Raw genomic sequence first — 26,433 nt, forward strand, 5'->3', positions numbered from 1 at the left:
TATCCCCCATGACGACCCACCATCGACCGATGCACCGATGACCGGGCCGGTTCCCGAACTCGCGGATCGAGCGACCGCGTGCGCCGAACGTCTTCACGAAGCCGAACGGGTCCTCCTCGCCTCGCACATCGACGCCGACGGGCTGACGAGTGCTGCGATCGCCACACAGGCACTCGAGCGCGCGGGGATTCCGTTCGAAGTCGTCTTCGAGAAGCAACTAGACGAGGACGCCGTCGCCGATATCGCGGCGACGGAGTACGAGACCGTCCTCTTTACGGACTTCGGCAGCGGTCAACTGGACGTCGTCGGCGAGTACGAGGACGATGGAGCGTTCACGCCGGTGATCGCAGACCACCACCAGCCGGCTGATCGGGACACCGAGTACCACCTCAACCCCCTGCTGTTCGGGATCAACGGGGCCTCGGAGCTTTCGGGTGCTGGCGCGAGCTACGTCCTCGCGCGAGCGCTGGCGGCGGTTACCGACGGCGAGCCGGCAGATGAACAGACCCGCGATCCTGACCGCGCGGTGACGACCGACGGCGGCTCCGCCACGGAGGGTGGGTCGACCGCCCCCGCGGCTCGAGCCGACAACCGTGATCTCGCCGCGCTCGCCGTCGTCGGCGCCGTCGGCGACATGCAGGCCTCGGGCGGTGAACTCCACGGCGCGAACGGGAAGATCGTCGAGGAGGGCGTCGACGCCGGCGTCCTCGAGACCGGGACGGACCTCGCGCTGTACGGCAAACAGACCCGACCGCTCCCGAAGTTACTCGAGTACGCCACGGACGTCCACATTCCGGGCATCTCGAACGACGAGGGGGGCGCGCTCCGGTTTCTCGACGGTCTCGACCTCGAGTTGAAACGGGACGGGGAGTGGCGACGGTGGGCGGGACTTACGAACGACGAGAAACAGACCGTCGCGAGCGCGCTCGTCAGGCGAGCAGTCGAGTCCGGCGTGCCGGCCGGGAAGATCGATCAACTCGTCGGGACGGCGTACGTCCTGTCGAACGAGCCCGTGGGATCGGAGCTGCGAGACGCAAGCGAGTTCTCGACACTGCTGAACGCGACCGCCCGCTACGAGCGGGCAGACGTCGGCCTCGGCGTCTGCCTCGGTGATCGCGACGACGCACTCGAGCGCGCCCGAACACTCCTTCGTGACCACCGGCGGAACCTCTCGTCGGGGATCGATCTCGTGACCCGCGAGGGCGTCACCCACGAGGACAACATTCAGTGGTTCCACGCCGGTGACCGAATCCGCGAGACCATCGTTGGCATCGTCGCCGGGATGGCGATGGGCAACGACGGCATCAGTCGATCGAAACCGATCATCGCATTCGCCGAGAAGACCGACGGCAGCGACACTGACGAGGTCGAAGTCAAGGTCTCCGCGCGCGGTACGCACAATCTAGTCCGCCGCGGTCTCGACCTGTCGGTCGTCGTGGGCGAGGCGTCTCGAGCCGTCGACGGCGACGGCGGTGGTCACGACGTCGCGGCCGGGGCGACGGTTCCCCGCGGGCGGGAGGAAAAGTTCGTCGAACTCGCCGACGAGATCGTCGGCGAGCAGCTATCCTGAGGAAGTCTGTCGTCCGTCAGTCCCCGTTCGACCGCGACGTTCCGAGATTCACACCGGTACAACACGTCCGTACGAGCGGTCCATCGAGCCAGGGACCGCCGAACGAGCGGCGCAGGAGGTGGGGAGGCACCGATGTTCTGACCGCCGCCGTCGCGTGCTGGACGGAACTCCTGTGGACAGAGGACGCTTGCTGCGGGTCCGGATGAGGTTCTCGAGAAGTGTCTCTCCGAGTCGTGATCATCGATTTCGATTCTCGTCCCTCGATTCCTGGTATCGCGCCCGCCCGTCACAGATGAGACTCTCGATGGCGCGCGAACGCCGCGAACCGCAATTGTGTATAGCAGTATAGAATTTATTTTGCCCCGTCCGGACGACGACGATTCGCCGAGAGGGCGTCGAACACTCTCGACACCGACGGACGAAAACCGAACGGACGTCCCACGCGTGGTTTCCGAAAGTTGACGACACCCGGTCTCACGGAGTCGTCGGAAGAGCCTCCGATACCTCTCCCGCGTCGACCGTGCAGAATCGACGACGATGTTGGAAGAAGCCAGGTCGGTGTCGGTACAGTTCCTCCGAGTGGGGCAGAAGGGCCCCATCAGGATGCTATAAATTCCATTCCGATACACCAAACGGCAACACTCGCTGATTCCCGTGATCGTCTGACCCGTGAGTGCGGCCGATGGCAGTCTCACGAATCGGTTTCTGGGATCGTCGTTTCCGTCGATTCGGGAACGAAACACGAGAGTGAAACACGATCGAGAACACGGTCGACCGCGACCGGATCCTCCACGTCGCTGACGACGTCGTGAACGCATCGCATACACTCGAGGACTCCATCGACCGCCGCCTGGCGGGTCGATACGCGACCGATCGTTTCGGAGACGATTCGGTCCCCGAGTGAGTACTGATAGCAGAGTTCCCAGCACCGACAGATACCGAGTCTAGGATGCGATCCGTCGGCAGCAGTAACGTCGGCAACGAGGACGATCGGCGGGCGGCTGTGACGGTAGGCGAATCGATCGTCACCGAGTTCCGTTAGCCCCCACCCCGGCGGCAGTTCCGTCCTCGGGATGGGATGGCGATCCGTCGGCATGGTTGGGCTACCGCCACTGACCCGGGTGGCAGTTCCGCTTGCGTATGCGCCGTCCGTATGTAGGAGGGGCCTACCGGTTCGGTGGGGTGAACTGTCCGGCGTGGCGACTCGAGGGTGAAACGAGCCGTATCGCGGGCGATCGTCCGACTTTTGTCGGTGCTCAACCACTGCTCGGATATGACCGACTTCGATCCAGAGCAGTTCGAGGACAAGTACGCAAACTACTTTCCGGAACTCCAACAGGCGTACAAGAACGCGTTCAACCGGATGAACGACCGGTACGACTCGGAACTCGTTCACGCGATCGACCAGCAGGTGCTAAACGAGAGCGAACCCTTCTACGAGGGTGACGGCGAGTTCCGAGTCGAACTCCCCGAAAAGCCGTACGAACGGCTCTCGGGGGTACTCGTCGAGGAGGAGCGCTTCGAGGAAGTCCTCGAGCGCCACGTCGACGAGATCGAAACCGAGCTCCAGCGCGTCTTCGGCTTCGCCTGATCACGGCCGAACACCAGGGACGGAAGGTTTAGGGGCTCCGACGCCCAAGGATCGTTCATGAGTACTGAAACCCAAAACGACGGAGACGACCTCGAGGAGCGCGTCACGAACTTCCTCCGTCGGAACTTCCCGCAGATCCAGATGCACGGCGGCAGCGCGGCGATTCAGGACCTCGACCGCGAGACCGGCGAAGTGACCATCGCCCTCGGCGGCGCCTGCAGCGGCTGTGGTATCTCGCCGATGACCATTCAGGCGATCAAGAGCCGAATGGTCAAGGAGATCCCCGAAATCGAACAGGTCAACGCCCACACCGGGATGGACGGCGGTGGCGACATGGGTGATGGCGGCATGAGCCCCTCGTTCCCCGGCGAAACCGTCGACGACGGCGACGCCGACGAAGGGCCGGAAGCACCGTTCTGACGCCGTTGCTCGAGTTCGTTCGACCCCGTTTTGTGGTATTTTACTCGAGGCGAGCCAGCCGTACAGAGCCACTGCGAGAGCACGCTCCCGCGGGTGAACTCGATTTCACCCGTCGGTGCCCGTATCGGACTCCGCCGACGGAACCCGCTCGAGCACTCACGCTCGGTGTCGCGGGCGCTCAACGCCTGGACGGTACCCCACCAGGTCGGGATACCGAACTCCCACGCGGCGTTCGAGGACGGTGAAATCGTCGAGGACGACGTCACAGAGCGTGTCGACACCCTCGGGGAGACCGTCCTCGAGTACGCGGGCGTCGAAGAGTACCCCGAACTCAGATCGGCGGCACCCGCAACGTCGGCCTGCGATTGATCGACGTCTCGTCGGATACTACCGGAGGTTGCCACCCCGTTCCCACGTCCGGATCAGCGACGTGAGCGTCCGGTTCGTCGGTACCTCGAGCCCCAGTTCGTCCGCCCGGTCGACCACGTAGCCGTTGATCGCGTCGATCTCGGTCCGTCGTCCGGCGTGAACGTCCTGGCGCATCGAAGAGGTGTTCGCCGCGGTGTCCGCGGCGACGCGCTCCATCACCGCGAGTGCCTCCCGGTTCGAGAGTGAGACGTCACACGCTCGAGCGACACGCACCGTCTCACGGGTCGCCCTGCGGGCGAGATCGCTTGCGGGCGACTCGAGGACGGCCCCGTTGTCGACGTCCGAAAGCGCCGTCACCGGGTTGATCCCGGCGTTGACGGCCAGTTTCTCCCACAGTCGACGGGGCATATCGTCGGCGACGGTCGTCTCGAGGCCGGCCGCGGCGAACGCCTCGCCGACTCGATCGGCGAGTTCGGACGAACCGCCGTCTCGCGGGCCGAGAACGACGTCTCCGAGCCCGGTACACGCCACGACGCCCGGTTCCCGGAGGATCGCACCGTACGTCGCCGTACCGGCGAGCACCGGTGTCTCGAGCCGATCCGCGAGCGTTTCCTCGTTTCCCATCCCGTTTTGAAGCGAGAGGACGGCGTCGAACGCCCCGGTCGCGAGTGTTTCGGCGGCCGACGTAGTGCCGGCGGCTTTGACGGTGACGACCGCGAGTTTCGCCTCGAGGTCCCGTCCGTCGGTCGTTGCGCTCGGCCACACCGTCGTCTGGAGTTCGCCCGTTACCCGAAGTCCCGATTCACGAACGGTGCGGACGTGATCTTCGCGAGCGACGAGCGTTACGTCGTGGCTGCGAGCGAGTATCCCGCCGATGAGGCTGCCAAGACTGCCAGCGCCGAACACGACAGTCTCCATGGCTCGAGGTGGCACGAGCGCGATAAAAACGGTTCGCCTCCCGGGCGTGAGGCGTCATCCCGGCCGGATTCCGAAACCAGGTCATCGACAGCGGTCGAGGTGAAACAGCCCCCGATAAATTATATAGCGCTATATTGAATGTAGGGTTCCCGAGCACGGAGATCGATATCGAAGTGGCGAACCGTTTCGGGACCGCGTCCGAGTAAATTCGGTTTCGAGTATCGTTCAGATGGTACGCTTCGGGTGAAAGTCAGCAACGAGTATAGCTATGGTATAGGTTAACATACCATGGCGCGTAGAGGGAGACTAATGAGCTTCAACGACCGGTCATCCGGCGAACTTACGAACAAGGAGGAGACCGAGATCCCGATCGGCGAGCCCAGTGAACCCGCACAGCAGGAGTATCGCATGTGGCGGTGTGGCAACTGCGGCGAGATGGGGCGCCTTCAAGAAAGGGACACGCTTCCAGCGGAGTGTCCCGCGTGTGCGAGTCCGAAAGAAGATCTGTACTACTGGGAGGAAGACTGAACGTGTACAACGATTTACCAGCGTGACCCGTCCTGCGATTACGGTCGCGCCGGAACTGACTGACAGTAACCCGTCTCAGTCTTCGGTCCAGTACATCAGATCTTCGCGTCCAGTATCGCAGTTCGGACACTCGTCGGGGAACCCGTCGGTAATCGCGCCCATCTCGCCACACTCCATACACCGCCACATCAGGTGGGCCTCGCCGAACTCGTGGCCCGATCGGGCGTGCTCGATGCTCATCGCTTCGGCACCCTCGCGCGTCGTGACGAAAAATCCGCTTCGCTCGAAGCTCCGAACGCGGCCGAGTTCGTTGCCGTCCTCGTCATACACCGTCTGTCCGGAGTTGAGCGATTCGACCGTCTCGATGGCCTCCTCCTCGCCTTGCTCCGCCGGCGTCTCGCCAGTTTGTACCATACTCGAACTCGGACGCCGCCGCCGATAAAGACACAGCGCGCATTGTCCGAGCGGTCGCTGCCGGTGCTGAAACGGGTACTTTCGGGATCACGAGACCGAACGCGATCCTACATGAAGTCCTCGATCCCGCTTTGCTTGTTCTTGTCGTTCTCGAAGATACTCTCGAGGGATTTCTCCAGCACCTCGAGACGCTGTTTCGTGTAGTCGCGACAGTCGTACTCCTCGGCGACATTGATCGCCGTCTGCATGTACTTGTTCACCGAGCCCTTGTGGACGGTGAGATTGACCCGCCCGCCACACTCGCGGCAGTCGCCGGTCAGTGGCATCCGCCTGAACTTCTCCCCGCAGTCGAGACACCGCGTTTCCTGCCGGGAAAACGCTCGCAGGTTCCCGATCAGGTCCGGCAGGAAGTGGTATTCGATGACCCGCTCTGCGACGTCGGTCTCGTCGACTGCCTCGAGTTTTCGCGCGAGTTCGAGTTGGGCGTCCATCTTGTCCATCATCGAACCGAGCGTCTTGTACGCCGAGAGGTCGGGCCCCATGGCGATGTCGGTGGTGTCGTGGGTGTGCTCGAAGCCGGTGTACTCGCCGTCGGTACCGAGGGTGTCCTCGGCGATCTGGACATCCACCTCGCCGGGGTCGGCCTGCTCGAGCGTGGCGAGGTAGAACTCTCGGGGGTACTCCGAAACGATGTCCATGTTGTGGGCCTCGTCGTCGATCTCGGAGGGGTCGATCCTCGAGGACATGACGAGAGGTGCGTCCATACGCCCGCCACGTTGATCTGGCAAGAAACTTATACTAAAGTTCAGAAGGCCGTCCATGAGCAACATTACGCAGTCCTCGTCTCCGTCACAATTTCGACGCTTAGCGGCGTGAAAGTACGGATGCGCGTACCCGACCGCCGCGCTTGTGAAACCAATCACCCTCCCGACAGTTGCCGCGCTCGTGTGGGGTGCCATCCCGAACACCAACTCGCCGACGAGGTCCTGGCGATCCTCGAGTTCGTAGAACGGCTCGAGCCCGTAGTACTGCGCTAAGAGGTCGTCGATGAAGTCGGCCGTCTGCATCATGTGCTCGGCCGCGCCATCGGAGAGGACGACGTCCTGAACGTTGAGTTCGACCAGTTGATCCTCGTGGACGAGCGCTTCGCCGTGGATGTCTTCCTCGTAACCGAGCGCCTGCAGCTGGCCGACGTCGACGTCGAGTTCGCTCGCGCGAACCGACGTGACCGGGAGGTCGGTCATGTCGTAGCGGACGGTCCCGTCTTTGAACGCCGAGACGTCGTGTTTCGCCCTGAGAATTCCCTTCTCCATCGGCTCGGGGATCTTGTTCGCCGAGGTGAGTCCCTTGACGCCTTTGAGGATCTCGAAGGCGTTCTCGCGTTCGCCGACGGACTCGAGGGCATCGCGGTACTCACCGTGGACGTCGACCTCACGGGTCTCGACACAGGTGGCCTCGACCCCGCAGTGGCCACACTCGACGCGACCGGCCTCGTCGGGTTCGATGACCTGCTCACAGTCGGGACAGCGGTAGTCCGGGACCGTCCGGTCGCCACAGTCCGGACAACGGTTCTCGAACGTCTCCGTGCCACAGCTCTCACAGCGCTGGCGGCCGATCTGTAGTTCGACGACGCCGGGCGTGTCGGACATCGTCTCCGTATGCGAGGCAGCGTCGGCGACGTTTCGCTGTGCGCCGCCGGCTTCGCCGATCGGAAACAGCGTGTGAACGGGCGGACTCAGGTCGCGGCGCTCCGATTTCTCCGGCCTACCCATCCGGTTTCCGACTCGCGTCGGCGACCGTTCGCGAACCGCGAAGGGTGCGACCTCGTTGACCGCCTCGATGGCGTTGTCCCCGTCGGTCTCGTGACCCCAGGTTCGGGCGCGCTCGGAGAGGCCATCGACGGTCCACGTGCGCTCGAGTTCGATACTGGGTTGGCGTTCGCGGCTGTCGTGATCGACCGCGGCGCCGTCGGCGACCGTTCGGCGGGGCTCGCAGCCGACAGTCCGGACGAACGGCCGCCACTCGTCGAGTTCGATCCGCCCCTCGTCGGGACGCTGGCGATGCTCGACGATGATCGTCTCGAGGGCCTCCCGGGTCGCCTCGGCGTACTCGAGGACGAGCGTCCCCTCGTCGGGGTCGCCCTCGACCCAGCCGTCGGAAACCGCATCCGAGAGTGCACAAAACGCGTCGACCGAGAGGTCGTGCCAGAGGTAGGTGTACTGGGGATGCAACGGCGCGTCGTACTCGAAGGCCCACTCGAGCGCTTCCGCCGGGTCGGGGAACTCGAGGTCGATCCGGGGGTCGTCTTTCAGGGCCTGGACGTCCGCGCCGGCGGCCTCGAGATCCTTGATCCACCACTCGTAGACGTACGACGCCGGCGAGAGCGAGTGGTTGTTCTCGACGAACTCACCGTAGTTGACCAGATACTCCCCGGTGTCCAGAATCTTCTCGACGCCGTTTCTGATCTCGAGGGCCTCCTCGGGGTCGTCGATGCGGCGTACGTCGCCGTTCGCGAGTTTGACGGTGGGGCCGTCGATGCTGTCGACCGGAATGATTCCGTGGGCTTTCCCCGGACGCTCGGTCTTGATCTGGGTTCCCGTCGCGAGAAAGTCGTCGACGAGATGCATCGTCGCGGGGTGGATTCCGCCCGTCGCAAAGCCGTGGTTTCGGGCGCGGCCGTACCGAAGGCGAAAGCCGCCCTCGGCACTTGGATGCGAGAACACCGGCCGGCCGGCGATCAGATCCCGGAGGAACTTCTTCGAGGGCTCCGCCCGCGGCGGGCCGGTCGACGCCTCGGCGTCGTCACCGTCGGCCGGTTCGTCCGGTTCGTCCCCGCCGTCGTCCGCCGTATGGTGGTCCCCGTCTCCGTCCTCGTTCTCATCCTCGTTCGCTGTCTCGTCGTCGTAGTTGCCGTCGATCAGATCCTGAAGCCACGGCCAGTCGATCTCGTCGAGTTGAGAGGTGTAGCGTTGGATCTTTGGAGCCTTGAGCGCGATCCCTTCGGCCGCGACGAGACACATCCCCCCGCGGGCGCTGTTCGTGTCGACCCGTTCTAAGTCCCGAAAGCCCGAGACCTCCTCGTCACCGGTCGCCTCCCCGTCTAACATGATCGGGAGGTGTTTGGCGATGAACTTCGTCTCCTTGTCCTTCGGTGTGTACTGGAGGCCGGTTTCCTTGTCGTAGAGGGCGATCTCCTCGGCGTAGCGTTCGACCTCCTCCTCGCGGGCGTCGTATTGTTCCATTCCTACGAGCGCGCGCGTGTAGTCGGCGACGAGTACCGACAGCGCCTGTGCGGTCCCGCCCGCAGAACGGATCGGACCGGCGTAGTAGACGTTGACGAACTCCGTCCCGTCGCCGTTTTCTAAGATCTCGACCTTGTCGATCCCCTCGATCGGCGCGGCGACGACACCTTCGGTGAGCAAGGCGACCGCCGTCCGGACCGCGCCCTCGACTTTCCCCGCTTTCGTCTCGTAGTCGCCGACGCGACCCTCCGCGAAGTCCTTCGCGAGTTCGAGCGCCGCCTCTTCGCGGCTCATTTCACCCTCGAGTTCGCGGACGCGCTCGGCGACGCCGTCGATGCCGAGGATGTTCTCGACCCGGTCAGCCATGTCCTGTGCGACCGGGATCTCGACCTCGGGTTCGGGGTCGGCACCGCGTTCTTTGGCCCGCTCGGCGACGTCGAACGCCTCGTCGAGTTGCGATTCGATCCGCTCGAAGTAGCGTTCGTCTTCCGTGCGCATCTCAGAGCCAGAGGTCGAGTTCGGTCGTCTCGTCGTACTCGCGCTCGAGGGGCTCTTCGAAGACGCGCATGTGGACCTCGCCGGCCCAGACGGTCGCCGCGTTCAGGTGGCCGGCGACGGCGTTCCCGTCGGGATCCGAGAGGACGGCGTGGGTGTGAGCGAACCGATCCCCGTCGAGAAGCGCGACGTTGCCAACGCAACTGGCGACCTCGAGCGGTTCGTCGAACTCGATCGGGTAGTACTCGCAGTCGTCCTGGTCGTAGAACCAACACTCGGCGTCCTGGACTGCACCGAGCGCGCTGAACCACGCGGCGTCGGCGTCGACCTCCTCGGCCAGTGACTCGATCTCGGCGCGCCAGTCCGCCCCCGTCTCGAGGCGGGCAACGTACTCGCCCGTGGTTTCGACGGCTCGATAGTTCATACGGCGATACTGTGTTCGCGGGGAAGAAAAAGATGTTCGGTCACCCCCAGCGCGACGGAGTCAGGAGCGATGACCGGTTCGGCGAGCGATCCCCGAATCGATAACCCACTGACACGGATTGCTGTACCGGTGTCCCGGCGAACCCGCAGACAGGTCGCAGGTCCGGCGGTACCGACGGACAGTAAACCGTAGGAGAGGGCTGTACATCGATGCATGTAGAGGGTTACTAGCAAACACATTCATACAGTAGTCGACAGGGACGTATTCGATCGTATTTATTTCTCAAGTATTGTTGGGAGAATGTATGGCTGAACGGATAAAGACCAAAACTAATAAGAGTTACCCCCACGGCAATATGCGGTATCATGGGAACTAATGACCATGACCTCACCCGGCGAGGGCTGCTCGCCTCGGGTGCGACGGTCTCCGCAATCGCAATCGCAGGGTGCATCGGTGGAAACGGCAACGGCAACGGTACCGACGGAAACGGTGCCGGGAACGGCGACGGAAACGGCAACGGGCAGGCCTCCGGCGATCCGGGTACGATGGAGTTCACCCAGGAGTTAGAACGGGACGAGGACTTCGACCCGATCCACTCCAACGACGCCTACAGTATGCAGGTCGCCAAGCTGGTCTTCGACAGGCTCTACACCTGGGACGAGGGACTCGGCCTCGAGCCACAGCTCGCCGTCGACTTCCCGGACGTCGAACGCGACGGCACGCGGTATCTCTACGAGATCCAGGACGGGATCGAGTTCCACAACGGGGAGGAGGTCACCGCCAGCGACGTCGCTCACTCCTTCATGGCCTACCAGGAAGAAGACAGCGTCAACGAGGCCCAGTACGACATGATCGAGTCGGCCGAAGTCGTCGACGACTATCAGGTGCAGGTCGACCTCGAGCATCCGTACGGGCCGTGGGAGCTGGACACGATGGGTATCTACGTGGTGCCGGAGGGCGAACGCGAATCCGACGACGAGCGCGAGGCGTTCAACACGAGCCCCGTCGGCTCCGGACCGTTCGTCTGGAGTGACTTCCAGCACAACGAGTACGTTACGCTCGAACGCAACGACGACTACTGGGGCGAATTGCCAGAGCTCGAGGAGGTTACGTTCGTCGACAACGTCGACGCCGCGAGCCGCGTCGCCGAGATCCGTGCGGGGGACACGGACGCAATCGCCGACGTGCCAAACGACGACTGGGACGAGCTGGAAGGCGAGGACGGCGTCGACGTCCACCTCACCGAGAGCCCGTCGTACATGCACCTGACGTTCAACTGTCGGGACGACGCACCGACGGGCGACGCCGACGTTCGCAGAGGGATCTGTCACGCGTTCTCGATGACGGACTTCGTCGAGTCGCGTCTCGAGAACGTCGCGGAGCCGCTGTCGGCGCCGATTCCGCCGATCACGAACGAACAGTGGGGCTTCCCGCTCGACGAGTGGCACGAGGAGTACTATCCGAGCTACGACCCCGACCAGGCCCAGGAACTGCTCGACGGCGCCGTCGACGACGACTGGAGTCCACGAATCCTCGCACCCGGAGACCACCGCGGCGACCTCGCAGAGCGGATCGTCACCCGGCTCCACGAACTCGGCTACGACGGCGCAGAGGCCGTCACGCTCGAGTTCGGCCCGCTGCTCGAGCAGACGGTCTACAACGAGGACCCGAGCCCGGACGACTTCCAGGCATACCTGCTGGGCTGGACCGGCGGCCCCGACCCGGACGCCTACCTCTACAACCTCTACCACGAGAGTCAGGTGGGCATCAACCAGGCACACTTCTACGAGGGAAGCGCGGACTTCCACGACAACATCGTCGCGGCCCGCCAGTCGGCCGACCAGGACGAGCGCTACGACCTCTACGAGGACGTCATGATCGAGATGCTCGAGGAGCTGCCGTCGCTCCCGGCCTACTCGTTCCACAACACGATGGCCTCTCGTGACTACGTCCAGGACCTCGTGCCACACCCGCAGGTCCAGTACAACCCGCGTCTCGTCTCGAGTTACTCGAACGTCTCCATCGAGTAATCGGAACTCGACGGAGTTATCTTTATAGTACGCAACCGACGAACGAACACACGTTTCGAACACCAGAGACGGACGATAGCTAATGGGACTACTTCGATATACAGTCGCCCGCCTGATTCAGGCGATCCCGGTTCTGATCGGGATCACGGTGATTACGTTTATCCTCGCGAACCTGGCCCCCGGCGATCCGGTGCGGCTCATGTTGCAGGGCCAGCAGGTCGACCAGGAGGTCATCGAGCGGGTCGAACAGCAGTACGGCCTCGACAGGCCGATACACGAACGATACGTTACGTACATGGCGAATCTCCTCCAGGGGGATCTGGGCCACAGCATTCAGCGCGACCGACCGGTGACGGATCTGGTCGTCCAGCGCGCCGGACCGACGCTGATGCTCGTCGTCTCGGCGTACGCGTTCGCGCTCCTCACCGCGATTCCACTCGGCATCCTGGCCGCGACGCGACGCAACGAGCCCGCCGACCACATCTCCCGGATCGTCGCCCTTCTCGGCGTCAGCACGCCCTCGTTCTGGATCGGGATCATGCTGATCCTCGTCTTCGCGATACAGCTGGGATGGCTCCCCTCGAGCGGGTTGGTCTACCCCTGGTGGGGGCCCGACCACTACGGCTACAGCGGCTATCCCGAGTTGCTCTACCAGACGATCAGACACCTACTGTTGCCGATGGTCGCACTCGGGACGTTACAGATGGCGACGCTGATGCGCGTCGAGCGCACGCAGATGATCGAATCGCTCCAGGGGGAGTACGTGAAACTCGCCCGCGCCTACGGCGTCCCGGAGCGGACGATCCTCCGGAAACACGCCTTCCAGGTCGCCCAGCTTCCGATCATCACGATCGTCGGCCTCAACCTCTCGACGGCGCTCGGCGGGGCCGTCCTCATCGAGTACGTCTTCAACATCAACGGGCTCGGACGGCTGTTGCTCGAGGCGATCATCGGACTCGACTATCAACTGATCATGGGGATCACCGTCGTGATCGGCACGATGTTCGTTATCGGCGTGATCATCACCGACATCTCGTACGCGTACATCGATCCCCGCGTCACCTACGGAGATCGTGAGTAACGATGGCAATTGGAGAATCACAACTCGACGGCGACGGAGGACCGAGCGAGGACGTCGAGGCGCAGTTCGGCTGGCGGTACACGTTCGGCAAGGTCATGCAGGACACGACCGCCCGGTGGGGGCTGTACGTCGTTGCGTTCGTCCTGTTCGTCTCGGCGTACACGATGGTCGACAGCAACCTCTCGCGGCTCACCTTCGGTGCGGTCTCTGACTTCGCGATGGCGGAGGCGTTACCGATATTCGATCACCCCGAACGCATCCCGCCGCCGGGAGAGATCGAAGGGAACGTTCCGCCGGCGTTTCACGTAGACGGAACGCTCTCGCACCCGCTCGGGACCGATCCCGACGGACGAGATTACTTCACCAGAATCGTCTACGGCGCGCAGGTGTCGGTGAGCGTCGGGATCGTCTCGACGCTGATCGGCTTCGTCGGCGGGACGATCGTCGGCGCGGTTTCCGGCTTCTACGGCGGCCGCGTCGACGACGTCCTGATGCGGCTGGTCGAAACCGTCTACGCGATCCCACCGCTGATCCTCATCATCGTCTTTACGGTCTTCATCAGCGGGGGAACGCCGGACATCACCTACGCCATCGTCGGCGTCGGCATCACGTTCATCCCCGTGTTTGCCCGGATTATCCGGAGCGAGGTGCTGTCGGTCCGGGAGATGGACTACATCGAAGCGGCGAAAGCCTCCGGGGTGAAGAACAGAAACATCATCCGCAGACACGTCATCCCGAACAGCTTCGCGCCCGTACTCGTCTACGCGACCCTCCAGATCGGCGTGACGATCCTCATCGTCGCAGGACTGTCGTTTCTCGGCTTCGGTGCACAGCCGCCGACGCCCGACTGGGGGCAGATGCTCAACGTCTCGCACGGATACATGCACTCGAACGTCTGGCTGTCGATCTGGCCGGGAATGGCCATCCTCGTGACGATTATGGGCTTTAACCTCTTCGGCGACGGGCTCCAGGATGCGCTCGATCCACGAACTAACGATTAACCATGGCTGAACCACTACTTCGCGTCGAGAATCTGAAGACGCAGTTCTTTACGGACGCCGGTACAGTGCGCGCGGTCGACGGCATCTCCTTCGAGGTCCACGAAGGCGAAATCGTCGGCCTCGTCGGAGAAAGCGGCGCGGGCAAAAGCATCGCGTCGATGAGCCTCCTCCGGCTGATCGAGAGCCCCGGCGAGATCGTCGGCGGCGAGATCACCTACAAGGGTGAGACGATCTTCGGGCTCGAGGAGGGACCGGACGGCGACCTCCAGAGACGCGACGACATGCTCTCGAACGAGGAGATGCGCACCCGGATTCGGGGCAACGAGATCGCCGTCATCTTCCAGGATCCGATGGAGTCGTTGAACCCCGTCTTCACGGTCGGCGGCCAGCTGCGCGAGTTCATCGAGCTGAATCGCGACCTGGCGAAAGGCGAAGCGAAACGGGAGGCGATTCGCATGCTTCGGGAGGTCGGCATCCCCGACCCCAAACAGCGCTACGAGGAGTATCCACACCAGTTCTCCGGCGGGATGCGCCAGCGCGTGCTCATCGCGATGGCACTCGCCTGTGAACCCAGCCTCATCATCGCCGACGAGCCGACGACAGCCTTAGACGTCACCGTCGAGGGACAGATCATCGAACTCGTCGACGACCTCCAGGAGAAGTACGGGACGAGTTTCATCTGGGTAACCCACGACATGGGCGTCGTCGCCGAGATCTGTGATCGCGTGAACGTGATGTATCTCGGAGAGATCGTCGAGCAAGCGCCCGCCGACGACCTCTTTCACGCCACCAAACACCCCTACACCAACGCGCTGTTGAACTCCATGCCCCGACCCGACCGAACCGTCGAGGAACTCGAGCCGATCGAGGGCGTGATGCCCGAAGCGATCTCCCCGCCGTCGGGCTGTCGATTCCACCCACGCTGTCCCGACGCGAAGGAAGTCTGTCAGCGTGTCCATCCCGAGGCGACGGTGGTCGACCAGGCGGACGGCCACCCCCATCGAGCGGCCTGCGTCAAACACGACGTCTTCGACGCCGGCTACGACGAGAGCGTCCCGCTCGAGGCAGAGCCACAGGTCACTGCCGGCACGCCCGGCGGAGGTGAGGACCGATGAGCCGAGCGAGCGAACTGGGCTCGGAGATGGCCGGTGAGGACGTCGACTTCGGTGATCCCCTCGTCGAAGTCGAGGGACTCAAGAAGTACTTCACCCAGGAGTCGGGACTGCTCTCCGGACTCTCGGTCGACACCGACGAGTTTCCGCCGGTCAGCGTCGACCGGAGCAAGGTCAAAGCCGTCGACGACGTCAGCTTCGAGATTCGACGCGGCGAGACGCTCGGTCTCGTCGGCGAGTCGGGTTGTGGAAAGAGTACGCTCGGCCGGACGATCCTTCGCCTGCTCGAGCCGACGGAGGGGCGGATCTCCTTCAAGGACGACGATCTGGCGGAACTCGACGGCGAGGCACTCCGGCAGAAACGCTCGGAGATCCAGATGATCTTTCAGGACCCCCAGTCCTCGCTCGATCCGCGAATGAAGATCGGCCAGATCGTCGAGGAGCCGATGCGCGCCCACGACATGTTAGACGACGACGGCCGCGAACAGCGGGCGAAGATGCTCCTCGAGAAGGTCGGACTCGACCCACACCACTACAACCGCCATCCACACGCGTTCTCGGGAGGCCAACGCCAGCGGGTCAACCTCGCCCGTGCGCTGTCGGTCAACCCTGACTTTATCGTCTGTGACGAGCCGGTAAGCGCACTCGACGTCTCCATCCAGGCACAGGTGCTGAACACGATGGAGGAACTCCAAGAGGAGTTCGGCTTGACCTACCTCTTTATCGCCCACGACCTCTCCGTCATTCGACATTTCTCAGATCGCGTCGCGGTGATGTACCTGGGAAACGTCGTCGAACTCGCCGAGAAAGAGGAGCTGTTCGAGAACCCCCAACACCCCTACACGAAGGCGTTGCTCGACTCGATTCCGGTGCCGGACCCGCGCGAACGGGGTGCCCGCGGCGTTCTCGAGGGCGAGGTGCCGAGCCCGCTCGATCCGCCGTCGGGCTGTCGGTTCCGGACGCGTTGTCCTCGGCTAATCGCGCCCGATAGCTACGAGTGGACCGACGAGGAGTGGGAGCACGCGCGAACGTTCATGCGGGCGGTCAAACGACAGACGTTCGAACCGATGACTGCCGCCGAGACCCGGGCCGAGTTCTTCGACGACGATCTCCCTCGCAGCGAGGCCGGCGAAATCGTCGCCGAGGCGATCGACCTCGTCGCGACCGACCGGGACAACGGCGACGACGCCGAACTGGAGGACGGCGTGAACTGGGACAGTGCGACGGAGCTGTTGCTTGAGTCGTTCGCCGAGGAGAGCATCTGTGCCCAGGAACGACCCGACTACGAGATCGAACCACAATACGGCACCGAGACACACCAGGCCGCCTGTCACCTGCACCGGTAGCGAAACTCGGTTCTGCCTCGAGACGGTTCGGCCGAGAAGCGCCTCGGGTATCTGAGGGCAGGAGGTCGTGTCGAATGGGTGCTTCCTGGAGCGAGTTTGTATTAAATCGGTAACAGATACACGAAAAGCACCGCAACCGCGACGACCAGCGCGAGTCCAATCGCACCACGGGCGATCCACGTTCCCCACCGCTCCCGCCAGCCGACGACGCGGATCGTCGGCACTCTCTCGACCTGCCTGATGCCCGACTCGGACCGGTACGTACAGACCACCGGAATCGCATAGCGTCCCGGTGGCGCGTTCGTTCGCGTGTTGATCTCGAGGAGGTACACCGGTTCGTCGCGTCCGTTACCGCCGAGCGGTTTCCACTCGAGAGAAGCCGCGTGATCTCGACGTGCGTCCGTGACCGATCGGGGCCAGCTACCGCCATCACCCCCATCGGTGGTGGCGTCGTTCGAACCCGACGAACTGGCGGCCAGACTCCGCCGGACGACGCCCGGGTCGTCGAGGTCGATCAGGTCGGTTCCGTCGTAGAAGACGCTGAGTTCGTTCTCCCTGACCGTCCCGGTCCCCGAGACGAAGATGCCGAGATCGATCGCCTCACCGGGTGCGAGACGGTCGTCTCGAAGGAGGACGTCGAGTTCGTTCTCCTCGACTGCGGCAGTTCCCGAGACCGAGACGCCGATCTCGAGGTGCCCACCCGACTCGATCCGGGATCGCTCGAGCAGCGGGGCGATCGGAAAACCGGTTTCGGAGGCGGAGTTGGACGACGACGAATCGGCCATTGTCAACCCATTCCGGCGAACCAAATTCAGCGCTTCGGCCGTCTCGAGCGTAAATCACGTGCTCGTCGCCCTCGAGCGCTCGGTGTGTTCGCAGTGGAGCCGGGGCTACGTTCCGTGGTCCCAGCTACCCATGTACTCGCGCTGGGTGTCGGAGAGTGAGTCGAACTCGACGCCCTCGGCTGCGAGTTTGATCTCCGCGATCTCCTTGTCGAGGTCGTCGGGAACGTCGTGGACGCCGGCGTCGTACTCGTCGCCGCTCTCGACCAGTTCACGCACACAGACGGCCTGGATGCCGAAGCTCTGGTCCATCACTTCGACCGGATGGCCGAGCGAGACGGGCGCGGCGAGGTTGACGAGTCGCCCCTCGGCGATGACGTTCAGTCGGCGGCCGTCCGCCATTTCGTAGGCCTCGACGCCGTCGCGGGCCTCGTAGCGATCGACTGCGAGATCCGAAAGCGCCTCGAGGTCGATCTCGATGTCGAAGTGACCCGCGTTGGCGAGTAAGACGCCGTCTTGCATCCGCTCGAAGTGCTCCTCGACGATGACGTCGCGGTTGCCCGTCGTGGTGAGAAAGACGTCTCCGACCTCGGCGGCTTCCGACATGGGCATCACGTCGTAGCCTTCCATGTGTGCTTCCAGCGCGCGGCGGGGCTCGACCTCAGTGACGATGACGTTCGCGTTCTGGCCGGTGGCCTTGCGGGCGACGCCCTTGCCGCAGTAGCCGAAGCCGGCGACGACGACGTTCTTGCCGGCCCACGAGAGGTTCGTCGTCATCGCGATCGAGGCCAGCGAGGACTCGCCGGTGCCGTGGACGTTGTCGAAGAGGCGCTTCATGGGCGTGTCGTTGACCGCGAAGACAGGGTACTCGAGCGCCCCATCTTCGTCCATCGCGCGCAGGCGGTGGACGCCCGTGGTGGTCTCCTCGGCCCCGCCGACGATGCCGTCGATCAGTTCGGGGTAGTCCTCGTGGATCGCGGCGACGAGGTCCATCCCGTCGTCGACCGTGATCGTCGGCTCGTGGGCGATGACGGCCTCGATGGCGGCGTAGTACTCCTCGTCGTCGACGCCGCGTTTCGCGTAGCAGGTGATGTTCTCGTGGGTGTCGAGTGCCGCGCTCACGTCGTCGTGGGTCGACAGCGGGTTACAGCCGGTGACGGCCACCTCCGCGCCGCCGTCGGCGAGCGTCTCGACGAGGATGGCAGTCTTCGCCTCGACGTGCATCGCCATCGCGATGCGTTCGCCCTCGAAGGGCTGGTCGTCGACGAACTCCTCGCGGACGACCTCGAGGATCGGCATGTGTTGGGCGGCCCACTCCATCTTGCGCCGGCCCTCCTCCTGTGCGGACTCGAGGTCGTCCAGCTGATCGCTGATCGGCGGGTACGTGTCGGTCATGCCTCGACAGACGGAGACCGGAGCCAAAACGGTACCGAAGCGGATGCGGCGACGACTCGAAGACGTTTCTGTGACGCGTTAGGAAGACTGGCAAAACCCATCGACGGGGAATCGGTCGACAAACCCATCGATTGGTACGCCAGCGAAACGCCAAAATACCAGATGAGAGAGGTTGTCGAAGCATTCCACCGAAAGCGGTGTTTGCACAGAGTCGATAGGAAGAGCGAACTCGGAAATACGCCCGAAAGCGGAACGAGCGGCTACTGTTCCCACTTCTCTCTGAGCCAGCCGCCGATCCCTTCGGGAAGGTACATCAACAACAGGATGAGCAACACCCCGTAGATAATTAGTCTGATTTCGGCTATAAAGCGGAGGAACTCCGGAACGAGCACGACGATCAACCCACCGAAGATGCTACCGATCGGCGTGGTCAACCCGCCGGCGACCCCGGCAAGAATGATGTCGATCGTGCGGTGTAAGTCGAACATCGGCGGGGAGAGGTAGCCGTTGAACGGTGCAAAGAGACCTCCGGCAAGCCCACAGATGAGTCCAGCCGACGTAAACGAGAGCAAGCGGTACCGCTGTGCGTCGATCCCGATCGACTCGGCCAGGACGGGATCTTCCTTGATCGTCAGTAGCGCCCAGCCGAACTCGGAGTGAAGTAACCGGTAGAAGAAAACGACCGTCCCGATGTAGACGAGCAACAGGAGGTAGTAGTACAGGACGTCACCCGGGATCATAGCGGTCATAACCGAGGGGAACAGCGAGGGCGCGGAGAGTCCCGTACTACCACCCGTGAAGTCGGGGAACAGCTCGAGGAAGTTGACGAACAGCTCGTTGAACGCCAGGGTGATGATGCCGAGGTAGATGCCACTCGCCCGCGTGGCGGGCTTCCCCAGTAGATACGCCACCGCCCCAGTGAACGCCGTCGCGATGAGTATCGCTACGACGGGCGGAAGACCGGCCTCGGTCAGCTTGACGAACGAGTACGCACCGACGCCGAAGAACGCGCCCTGTGCGAGGATCAACTGACCCGCATACCCGATCGGGAGGATCGCAGAGAAAGCGAGCATCCCGTAGATGAAAACCAGCGTCAGGTCGAATAGGAGCGCCGAGGGGACCAAAAACGGGATCAACACTGCGATCGCAACGACGACGGCACCGACCGTCGTCCGGTGTGCCTTGATCGTGTCGAACAACCGATTGTCAACCATTCGCTCGAGCATTTCGAAGCGGCTCATGTGCTACCACCTCGCAGTCCCTCGGGTCGGAGAACCAGTACGATGAACAGAACGGCAAAGATCGCGAAGAACCGCCACCTGCTGCCGACCATCGTCGCGGTGAAGCTATCCACGAGACCGATCAACAGACTCGCGAGAATCGTTCCGAAGAAACTACCGACGCCACCGACAACGACGATCGTAAACGCGAACGCCGTCAAGGCGACGCCCGACGTCGGCGAGAGGGTGAACAACATTCCGTAGAGAACGCCCGATATACCGGTGAGGACGGCTCCGATACCGAACGTAAGCATGTAGATGCGCTCGTAGTTTACGCCGATCATCTCGGCACCGCGGCGGTCGTCAGCGACCGCGCGCATCGCCAACCCCATGTACGTGTAACGGGTGAAGATGTAGAGTCCGATGAGCATCCCCACTGCGATTGCGCCGGCAGCGGGACGAAGCAAGTTCACCGACGTGCCCGCGACGACAATGCTTCCAATGTCCGGGCCCGGTATCTGTCGAAAGCCGCCGAATATCTGACGTAAGACGTTCTCCGAGATTATCGTGATACCGAACGTCGCGAAGAACGTCAACAGGAGGAACTCATCACGGCCGTAGAACTTCGAGATCACCAATCTCTCGACTGCGACGCCCGCGACGAAGGCAAAGACGATTCCCGCGATGATACTCGGAACCAGCCCGATACCCAACCCGACCAGTCCGACGATCACGAACCCGGTTACGCTGGCAAACTCCCCCTGGGCGAAGTTCGGAACGTCGAGAACGCCGAAGATCAGCGAGAGGCCGACTGCAACCAGAGCGAGGATACTTCCGAAAATCAGCCCGTTTCCGACGATGAACACGAGCTGTTCGATCGAGAGGACCATCTCACGCACCTCCGAGATACTTTTCTATCACGTCCTCGTCGTCAAGCATCTCCGCCGCCGCACCACGGTGAACGATCGCCCCGTTCTCGAGGAGACAGCCCGAATCCGCGAGCTGTAACGCCTCCTGTGCGCGTTGTTCGACGAGAACGATCGATATTCCGTCGTCGTTGATCTCCCGTATCTTATCGAACAGTTCCGGCACTAGCTTCGGTGCGAGTCCGAGCGACGGTTCGTCGAGCATGAGAATTCGGATGTCGGTCATCAGACTTCGCCCGATGGCGAGCATCTGTGCCTCGCCACCACTGAGGGTACCCGCATGCTGGTCCTGGCGTTCCTCGAGGCGCGGAAACAGTTCGAAGACGCGCTCGATTCGTTCGTCTCGATCCTTCCCGCGTTCGGCGTACGACCCCATAACTAAATTCTCCTTTACAGACATCTCTCGGAACAAGTTTCGTTCCTCGGAAACGAGTGCTAACCCGTGACCGAGACGTTCGTGAGCCGGTATACCGGTGATCTGATCGCCGTAAAGCCGAACGGATCCGTCCGTCGGTGTGATCAGTCCCATGAGAACGCGCATCAGCGTCGTTTTGCCAGCGCCGTTCGGACCGACGATCGACAGTATTTCCCCCTCTTGTAACTCGAAAGAGAGATCTCGAAGCACCTGTGCTTCACCGTATCCGGCCGAGATCCCGTTCGCCTCGAGGACGTTACGTTCCGATGTATGCTTCTCGGAGCCCATCGTTTGCTAACACCTCCGTTGGAGTGCCGGTAAGCAGGTGCGTTCCATCGTTCATCGCGATGATCGTGTCCGAAATCGACCGGATCCGTTTCAGATCGTGTTCGATGAGCAGTACTGAAATGTCGAACTCGCTGTTGATCCGTTCGATCGTCTCACACATGTTGACTTTCTCCGTCGGCGTGAGGCCTGCCATTATCTCGTCGAGCAACAACAACGCGGGGTCGGACATCAACGCTCGGCCCACGTCAACGTGTTTCTGTTCGATCAGCTGCAGATTCTCGGCGCGGACGTCCTCGTTCTCCCGGAGGTCGAAGAGATCGAGCGTCTGCTGGTACCGTTCCTCTTCGCTGACAGCTGGATCGGGTTCGCCAAACCGGTACGCTGCCCGCAGGTTCTTTTCAACTGTCAGAGATCCAATGGGTTTCGGCGTCTGAAACGTTCGTGCAATTCCTTTCCGACAGATCCGATGTGGACTGTCCTGTGTCACGTCCTCGCCTCGAAAGCGGACCGTGCCCGAATCGGGACTGAGAACGCCGGTAATCACGTTGAACAGTGTCGTCTTCCCCGCCCCGTTTGGCCCGATAAGTCCCGTGATCTCGCCCTCCTCGACGGATCCCTCGAACTCATTGAGCGCGACGATGCCACCGAACGTCTTCGTTACATTTTCCAACGTTAGTACCTGCTTCATGGAACTCTCGTAGTTACGGCTCGACGACGTCGCTCGTATACTGGACGACGTTCCTCATCTCGTCACCATCTTGCTCCCATCTGCTAACGATCATCTGGAAGGCCTCGTTGTCCCCGTTCTCGTCGAAGCTGACGTCCCAGCCCGACGCCGATTCGTACTCGATCTCCGCGAGACCGTCCCGGACGCTCTGTGGGTCGAGCGAATCCTGCTCGTCGATCACCTGAGCCAACATGTGAACCGCGTCGTAGTTGGGGAGGCTAAGCGCGTCCATGCGAACGCCGAACTCCTCTTGCATTCGTTCGGATGCCTGTCTGGCACGCTCGTTTTCGAGGTCAACCCCCCAGTTGTACATATCGACGAGATTATCGCCGAGCGCGTCCCGGTAGGCTTCCATTCCGTACGAGTCGTGTCCGATCACGATATCGACCTCCTCGAAGATATCCTGCTCGCGCATCTGTCGGACGAGCGTCGGGCCGTTCCCGCCGGGGAACGGACAAAAGAGTGCGTCTATCTCGTCGGTGTCGATTCCCTGTAGCTCCGGGGTGAAATCGTCGGTCGCCATCGGAACGACGGCGTCGGACACCAGATCCATCCCGTAGTCGCCAGCCTCTTGTTCCATGAATTCGACTGCGGATCGCCCCATCGCGTAGTCAGCCGCGATGACACCGATCCCCGATACGTCCTCTTGCTCGAGAAACTCCGACATTCCTCGTAGCTTCTGTGTCGTGTTTCCGGTCATCCGGAACGTGTAGTCGTCGCCCGGTTCGACGATTTCCGGATCGACGGAGATGGCCGTCATGAACGGTATCTCTTCGTTCTCGGCGAAGTCGCTGAGCGCCATCGAGACGTCACTCGAGAACGTTCCCGTAATGGCTGGCACCCCCTCGTCGTTCAGATCACGTGCGACGCCGAGTGCGATCTCCGGGTTCGCTTCACCGTCCTGTTGCTCGAGTGTTATTTCCTCGTCCAGTTCTTCGTTGATCTCCGCGATTGCGACGTCCGATGCCCGGAGTCCGGCCTCGCCGTCGGTGGCGAGTGGTCCCGACTGTGGGGTCGGCATTCCGATCGTCCGCTGGTATTCGTCGTCGTCGAACCCGCCCATACAGCCGGCGATGGTACCGACGCCGGCGAGTGCTGTCGCCTGGATTACATGCCTCCTGTTAACCATTGTATTGGTACAGTCTCACCATCATCAATAAAGCTTCACCGAATCCATGAACTCATTGACCGACACAAATGTACGCCTGTGAAAACTCCTGGCACACAGGACTTGATTTCGTCACCCGTGGTCACGTCGTCAGCCACGGGTATCGAATACGTCACCTACATTGATAGTCTGCTGATCCACCGAGCGGATCTGTCACGCCGTGATCCTCGTCTAAACCGGAGATTTTATCGGTATATCGTCATTACCGATCGTTCCCGCGACACTGTCCCAGCTATTCGTCGGACCGCTCCCAGTAGGGTGGGACCCAGATGTCTTTCTCGACCATATCCTCGATTCGCTTTTCGGTCACTTCTTCCTCGTATTCGTCGTGTTTGACCGGCGTTCGATCGAGCCAGAGGTTCTTGGGGTACAGTTCGCGATCGTACACGACCTCACAGAGTTCGGTCCGGAGATCTTTCATCCAGTTCATCAGCGGCGATCGGTACCGGAACTCGCGAAGTCCCTCGATGTCGATGACGCCGGCACAGTACGACGAGCCGCCGCCGTAATCGTGTTCGGAGATCGTCTTTCCTTTGTGGTTGAGGATCATCGATCCGCCGCCGAACGTGTCGACCGGCGTCTCCGTGTCGGGGGTGAGATAGTAGGTCCCGAGATTCGGAGCGACGACGTACATGCTGTTGTCGAGAGCCCGGGCCTTGTTCTGGATCTCCCAGGCTTCGTTCGCGACGAGCGGTTCGGGACACGCGATTCGACAGACGACCTCGGCACCGTTCATAGCGAGGCCGCGGGCGTATTCGGGGTACGCTCCCTCGATAGCGAGCGAGATGCCGATCCGCCCGATGTCGGTATCGACGACCGGGAAAAACGAATCGAGGTCCTTCCCGTTTTCTTCGACCCAGTCGTCCCAGACGTCGTGGGGCGCTACCGATCGTTCGACCGGGAGCAGTGGCGTGTTCTTCCGGTGTTTGAGGATGACGTCCCCGTTCGGGTCGATGACGAACGCAGTGTTGACGAACTTGTCCTCGTACTCCGGCGATTTCTCCTTGGCCGAGGCGACGATGTAGATATCGAACTCCTTTGCGTACTCACCGAGGGTATCCGTCTCTTCGCCGGGGATGTCGATCGCGATATTCTCGCGATACTCGGTGTGATCCATATCCATTATTTCGTCGGTAAACCCCTGGAGCCCCCCCTCGGGGATTACCGCGAGTTTGACCGGGAGATCGACACCGCTCAACCACGTCGCCGCCGAGAGAGTTTCATGGATATGATCTAGATTCTTTTGGATGTCGCTTCGTTCTTCAGCGCCCCAGACAGTCGGCGAAAGGCCGACAGCCATGTATTTTTCGATCCGTGACATGCGTCCCGCTATAACTTAGCATTCGTAATATATCCCAGGGTAATATGGAATCTTTCCTATATTTCTCAGAACGATGAAATACTACCCTCGAGTAGGCACCCACTACTCAGTACCAACTCAATCGTCGTCTGGTGAGCGAACCCACACAGTAGGCGTCGATTTCGTACACCAGTGCAGGCGTGGGACGTGAAGACCGCAACGACTCCGCCTTGAGTACGTCCCAGAGCGCAGTGTTCGACGAGATCGTTGCTGATCCGCCAGCGTGGGCTTCCCGCGAGCGCCCGATCGTTCAAGCGGCCCCCATCGACGAGTTCGACGTGGCAACGTCCCACCTGACGAAGCGACGCTGCACTATGTAGGGTCGTTGTCAACTTTTACCGGACTCCGGTAAACAACGAACAGTTCTGGCCGCTGTTGAAAGTAAAGATCCACCAATGTTGACGCAGATTTATATATGATATGCACATGGAGTCATATTATGGCCCTTGATAACTCCCAGCAGACGTTCGGGCAATTCGGTGGACGATACGTTCCAGAACCGCTAGAGGATGTACTCGAGGATCTCGCCGACGAGTACGACCGTGTCAAAGACGATGACGAATTTCAAGCGGAGCTAGACGAACTACTTCGCGATTTCGCCGGACGGCCAACGCCGCTTTACCACGCATCAAGCCTGTCCGAGAAGTACGGGGCGAAAATCTACCTCAAACGAGAGGATCTGATGCATGGCGGTGCACACAAACTCAACAACGCGATCGGCCAGGCGTTGATGGCGAAACACGCGGGGAAAGAGCGGCTGATCGCCGAGACCGGTGCCGGCCAGCACGGAACGGCGACCGCGATCGTCGGCGCGCTCACAGGGATCGAAACCGAGATCTACCAGGGGAAAAAGGACGTCGAGCGTCAGCAGATGAACGCCTTCCGGATGGAGCAGATGGGGGCAACCCTCAACGAAGTGACGCGCGGCGGAGCCGGGCTCGCGGACGCGGTCGACGCAGCCCTGGAAGACCTGATCGAGAACTTCGACGACACTCACTATCTGGTCGGATCGGTCGTCGGTCCGGACCCGTGGCCACGGATGGTCCGTGACTTCCAGTCGGTACTCGGTGAGGAAGCGCGGGAACAGATCCTCGAGCAAGAGGGGACGCTACCGGACGCTGCCGTCGCCTGTGTCGGCGGCGGGTCGAACGCCATGGGGCTGTTCCACCCGTTCTACGACGACGAAGAGGTCGATTTCTACGGCGCAGAGGCGGCCGGGAAAGGTCTCGACAGCGGCCAGCACGCCGCACCGCTTTCGAGCGGAAAAGAGGAGGTGTACCAGGGAATGCGGACCCGGGTAATCGACGACGACGTCGAAGTCCACTCCGTCGCTGCCGGACTCGACTACCCCGGCGTTGGACCGGAACACGCGAACTACAGCGAAACCGGCCGATGTTCGTACCACGGTGTCGTCGACGAAGACGCACTCGAGGCCTTCCAGGATCTCTGTGAGCACGAGGGTATCGTTCCCGCCCTCGAGACGAGTCACGCCGTCGCTCTCGCAAAGCAGGTGGCCGAGGATATGGACGAGGACGACGTCCTCCTCGTGAACCTGAGCGGACGAGGCGACAAAGACGTCGAGAAGATCGCCAACGAGTATCTGGCATAGTT

At 62.1% G+C, this 26,433-nt stretch carries 24 protein-coding genes; 11 read left to right on the forward strand and 13 right to left on the reverse strand.

Annotated elements, in window-relative coordinates:
* Positions 1-37: 37 nt before the first annotated feature.
* On the forward strand, positions 38-1,570 hold the full coding sequence (locus GRS80_RS18910; RefSeq protein WP_160048885.1) for a DHH family phosphoesterase: 1,533 nt from the start codon (positions 38-40) through the stop codon (positions 1,568-1,570).
* Between the two features lie 691 nt (positions 1,571-2,261).
* Here the strand turns inward: GRS80_RS18910 and GRS80_RS18915 are convergent.
* A complete protein-coding gene (locus GRS80_RS18915) occupies positions 2,262-2,666 on the reverse strand; it encodes a hypothetical protein (RefSeq protein ID WP_160048886.1) in 405 nt (134 codons plus the stop codon).
* A 177-nt stretch (positions 2,667-2,843) separates the two neighbouring features.
* Here GRS80_RS18915 and GRS80_RS18920 point away from each other — a divergent pair, with 177 nt between their 5' ends.
* The 3 genes from GRS80_RS18920 to GRS80_RS18930 all read left to right on the forward strand — a co-directional run bounded on the left by GRS80_RS18920 (position 2,844) and on the right by GRS80_RS18930 (position 3,950).
* Positions 2,844-3,161: a DUF5783 family protein gene (locus GRS80_RS18920; RefSeq protein WP_160048887.1), complete on the forward strand. Its 318-nt coding sequence runs from the start codon at positions 2,844-2,846 to the stop codon at positions 3,159-3,161.
* A 57-nt stretch (positions 3,162-3,218) separates the two neighbouring features.
* Positions 3,219-3,581, forward strand: coding sequence for a NifU family protein (locus GRS80_RS18925; protein ID WP_160048888.1), 363 nt, complete (start codon positions 3,219-3,221; stop codon positions 3,579-3,581).
* 93 nt (positions 3,582-3,674) lie between these two features.
* Positions 3,675-3,950, forward strand: coding sequence for a hypothetical protein (locus GRS80_RS18930; RefSeq protein ID WP_160048889.1), 276 nt, complete (start codon positions 3,675-3,677; stop codon positions 3,948-3,950).
* 18 nt (positions 3,951-3,968) lie between these two features.
* Here the strand turns inward: GRS80_RS18930 and GRS80_RS18935 are convergent, their stop codons facing one another.
* A complete protein-coding gene (locus GRS80_RS18935; RefSeq protein ID WP_160048890.1) occupies positions 3,969-4,868 on the reverse strand; it encodes a ketopantoate reductase family protein in 900 nt (299 codons plus the stop codon).
* Between the two features lie 309 nt (positions 4,869-5,177).
* On the opposite strand from GRS80_RS18935, the gene GRS80_RS18940 reads away from it, so the two are divergent.
* Positions 5,178-5,396: a hypothetical protein gene (locus GRS80_RS18940; RefSeq protein ID WP_160048891.1), complete on the forward strand. Its 219-nt coding sequence runs from the start codon at positions 5,178-5,180 to the stop codon at positions 5,394-5,396.
* Positions 5,397-5,471: 75 nt separating this feature from the next.
* On the opposite strand, the gene GRS80_RS18945 is transcribed toward GRS80_RS18940, so the two are convergent.
* The 3 genes from GRS80_RS18945 to GRS80_RS18955 form a co-directional block, all read right to left on the reverse strand.
* Positions 5,472-5,810 (reverse strand): hypothetical protein, encoded by a 339-nt coding sequence (locus GRS80_RS18945; protein ID WP_160048892.1) that lies wholly within the window; start codon positions 5,808-5,810, stop codon positions 5,472-5,474.
* Between the two features lie 107 nt (positions 5,811-5,917).
* Positions 5,918-9,550, reverse strand: coding sequence for a DNA polymerase II large subunit (locus GRS80_RS18950; protein WP_160048893.1), 3,633 nt, complete (start codon positions 9,548-9,550; stop codon positions 5,918-5,920).
* Position 9,551: 1 nt separating this feature from the next.
* Positions 9,552-9,971, reverse strand: a complete 420-nt coding sequence (locus tag GRS80_RS18955; RefSeq protein WP_160048894.1) for a PPC domain-containing DNA-binding protein — start codon at positions 9,969-9,971, stop codon at positions 9,552-9,554.
* 365 nt (positions 9,972-10,336) lie between these two features.
* Between GRS80_RS18955 and GRS80_RS18960 the strand changes: the two genes are divergently transcribed.
* From GRS80_RS18960 to GRS80_RS18980, 5 genes are all read left to right on the forward strand, one after another.
* Positions 10,337-12,001, forward strand: a complete 1,665-nt coding sequence (locus GRS80_RS18960; protein ID WP_160048895.1) for an ABC transporter substrate-binding protein — start codon at positions 10,337-10,339, stop codon at positions 11,999-12,001.
* An 82-nt stretch (positions 12,002-12,083) separates the two neighbouring features.
* The gene (locus GRS80_RS18965; protein ID WP_160048896.1) at positions 12,084-13,082 is read left to right on the forward strand and encodes an ABC transporter permease; all 999 of its coding nucleotides are present in this window, start codon (positions 12,084-12,086) and stop codon (positions 13,080-13,082) included.
* Between the two features lie 2 nt (positions 13,083-13,084).
* Complete coding sequence (locus GRS80_RS18970) at positions 13,085-14,083, forward strand: ABC transporter permease (protein WP_160048897.1); 999 nt, start codon at positions 13,085-13,087, stop codon at positions 14,081-14,083.
* Between the two features lie 2 nt (positions 14,084-14,085).
* Entirely contained in the window at positions 14,086-15,198 is a 1,113-nt protein-coding gene (locus tag GRS80_RS18975) for an ABC transporter ATP-binding protein (protein WP_160048898.1), read from the forward strand.
* A complete protein-coding gene (locus GRS80_RS18980; RefSeq protein WP_160048899.1) occupies positions 15,195-16,541 on the forward strand; it encodes an oligopeptide/dipeptide ABC transporter ATP-binding protein in 1,347 nt (448 codons plus the stop codon). The genes GRS80_RS18975 and GRS80_RS18980 overlap by 4 nt, the downstream gene beginning before the upstream one ends.
* Positions 16,542-16,642: 101 nt before the next feature.
* On the opposite strand, the gene GRS80_RS18985 is transcribed toward GRS80_RS18980, so the two are convergent.
* The 8 genes from GRS80_RS18985 to GRS80_RS19020 all read right to left on the reverse strand — a co-directional run bounded on the left by GRS80_RS18985 (position 16,643) and on the right by GRS80_RS19020 (position 24,783).
* Complete coding sequence (locus GRS80_RS18985; RefSeq protein WP_160048900.1) at positions 16,643-17,326, reverse strand: hypothetical protein; 684 nt, start codon at positions 17,324-17,326, stop codon at positions 16,643-16,645.
* Between the two features lie 105 nt (positions 17,327-17,431).
* On the reverse strand, positions 17,432-18,718 hold the full coding sequence (locus tag GRS80_RS18990; protein ID WP_160048901.1) for an adenosylhomocysteinase: 1,287 nt from the start codon (positions 18,716-18,718) through the stop codon (positions 17,432-17,434).
* 260 nt (positions 18,719-18,978) lie between these two features.
* Positions 18,979-19,959 carry a branched-chain amino acid ABC transporter permease gene (locus GRS80_RS18995; protein ID WP_160048902.1) on the reverse strand — a complete coding sequence of 327 codons (981 nt, stop codon included), beginning with the start codon at positions 19,957-19,959 and terminating at the stop codon, positions 18,979-18,981.
* The gene (locus tag GRS80_RS19000; RefSeq protein ID WP_160048903.1) at positions 19,956-20,828 is read right to left on the reverse strand and encodes a branched-chain amino acid ABC transporter permease; all 873 of its coding nucleotides are present in this window, start codon (positions 20,826-20,828) and stop codon (positions 19,956-19,958) included. The genes GRS80_RS18995 and GRS80_RS19000 overlap by 4 nt, the downstream gene beginning before the upstream one ends.
* Position 20,829: 1 nt before the next feature.
* A complete protein-coding gene (locus GRS80_RS19005; protein WP_160048904.1) occupies positions 20,830-21,567 on the reverse strand; it encodes an ABC transporter ATP-binding protein in 738 nt (245 codons plus the stop codon).
* On the reverse strand, positions 21,536-22,255 hold the full coding sequence (locus tag GRS80_RS19010; RefSeq protein WP_160048905.1) for an ABC transporter ATP-binding protein: 720 nt from the start codon (positions 22,253-22,255) through the stop codon (positions 21,536-21,538). Before GRS80_RS19010 ends, GRS80_RS19005 begins: the two co-directional genes overlap by 32 nt.
* Before the next feature lie 13 nt (positions 22,256-22,268).
* Complete coding sequence (locus GRS80_RS19015; protein ID WP_160048906.1) at positions 22,269-23,423, reverse strand: ABC transporter substrate-binding protein; 1,155 nt, start codon at positions 23,421-23,423, stop codon at positions 22,269-22,271.
* Between the two features lie 271 nt (positions 23,424-23,694).
* Positions 23,695-24,783: a nitrilase-related carbon-nitrogen hydrolase gene (locus tag GRS80_RS19020; protein ID WP_149079577.1), complete on the reverse strand. Its 1,089-nt coding sequence runs from the start codon at positions 24,781-24,783 to the stop codon at positions 23,695-23,697.
* Between the two features lie 478 nt (positions 24,784-25,261).
* Between GRS80_RS19020 and trpB the strand changes: the two genes are divergently transcribed.
* The gene (gene trpB, locus GRS80_RS19025) at positions 25,262-26,431 is read left to right on the forward strand and encodes a tryptophan synthase subunit beta (protein ID WP_160048907.1); all 1,170 of its coding nucleotides are present in this window, start codon (positions 25,262-25,264) and stop codon (positions 26,429-26,431) included.
* Positions 26,432-26,433 lie beyond the last annotated feature (2 nt).

The organism is Natrialba sp. INN-245 (assembly GCF_009807105.1).
Classification (GTDB): Archaea; Halobacteriota; Halobacteria; order Halobacteriales; family Natrialbaceae; genus Natrarchaeobius; species Natrarchaeobius swarupiae.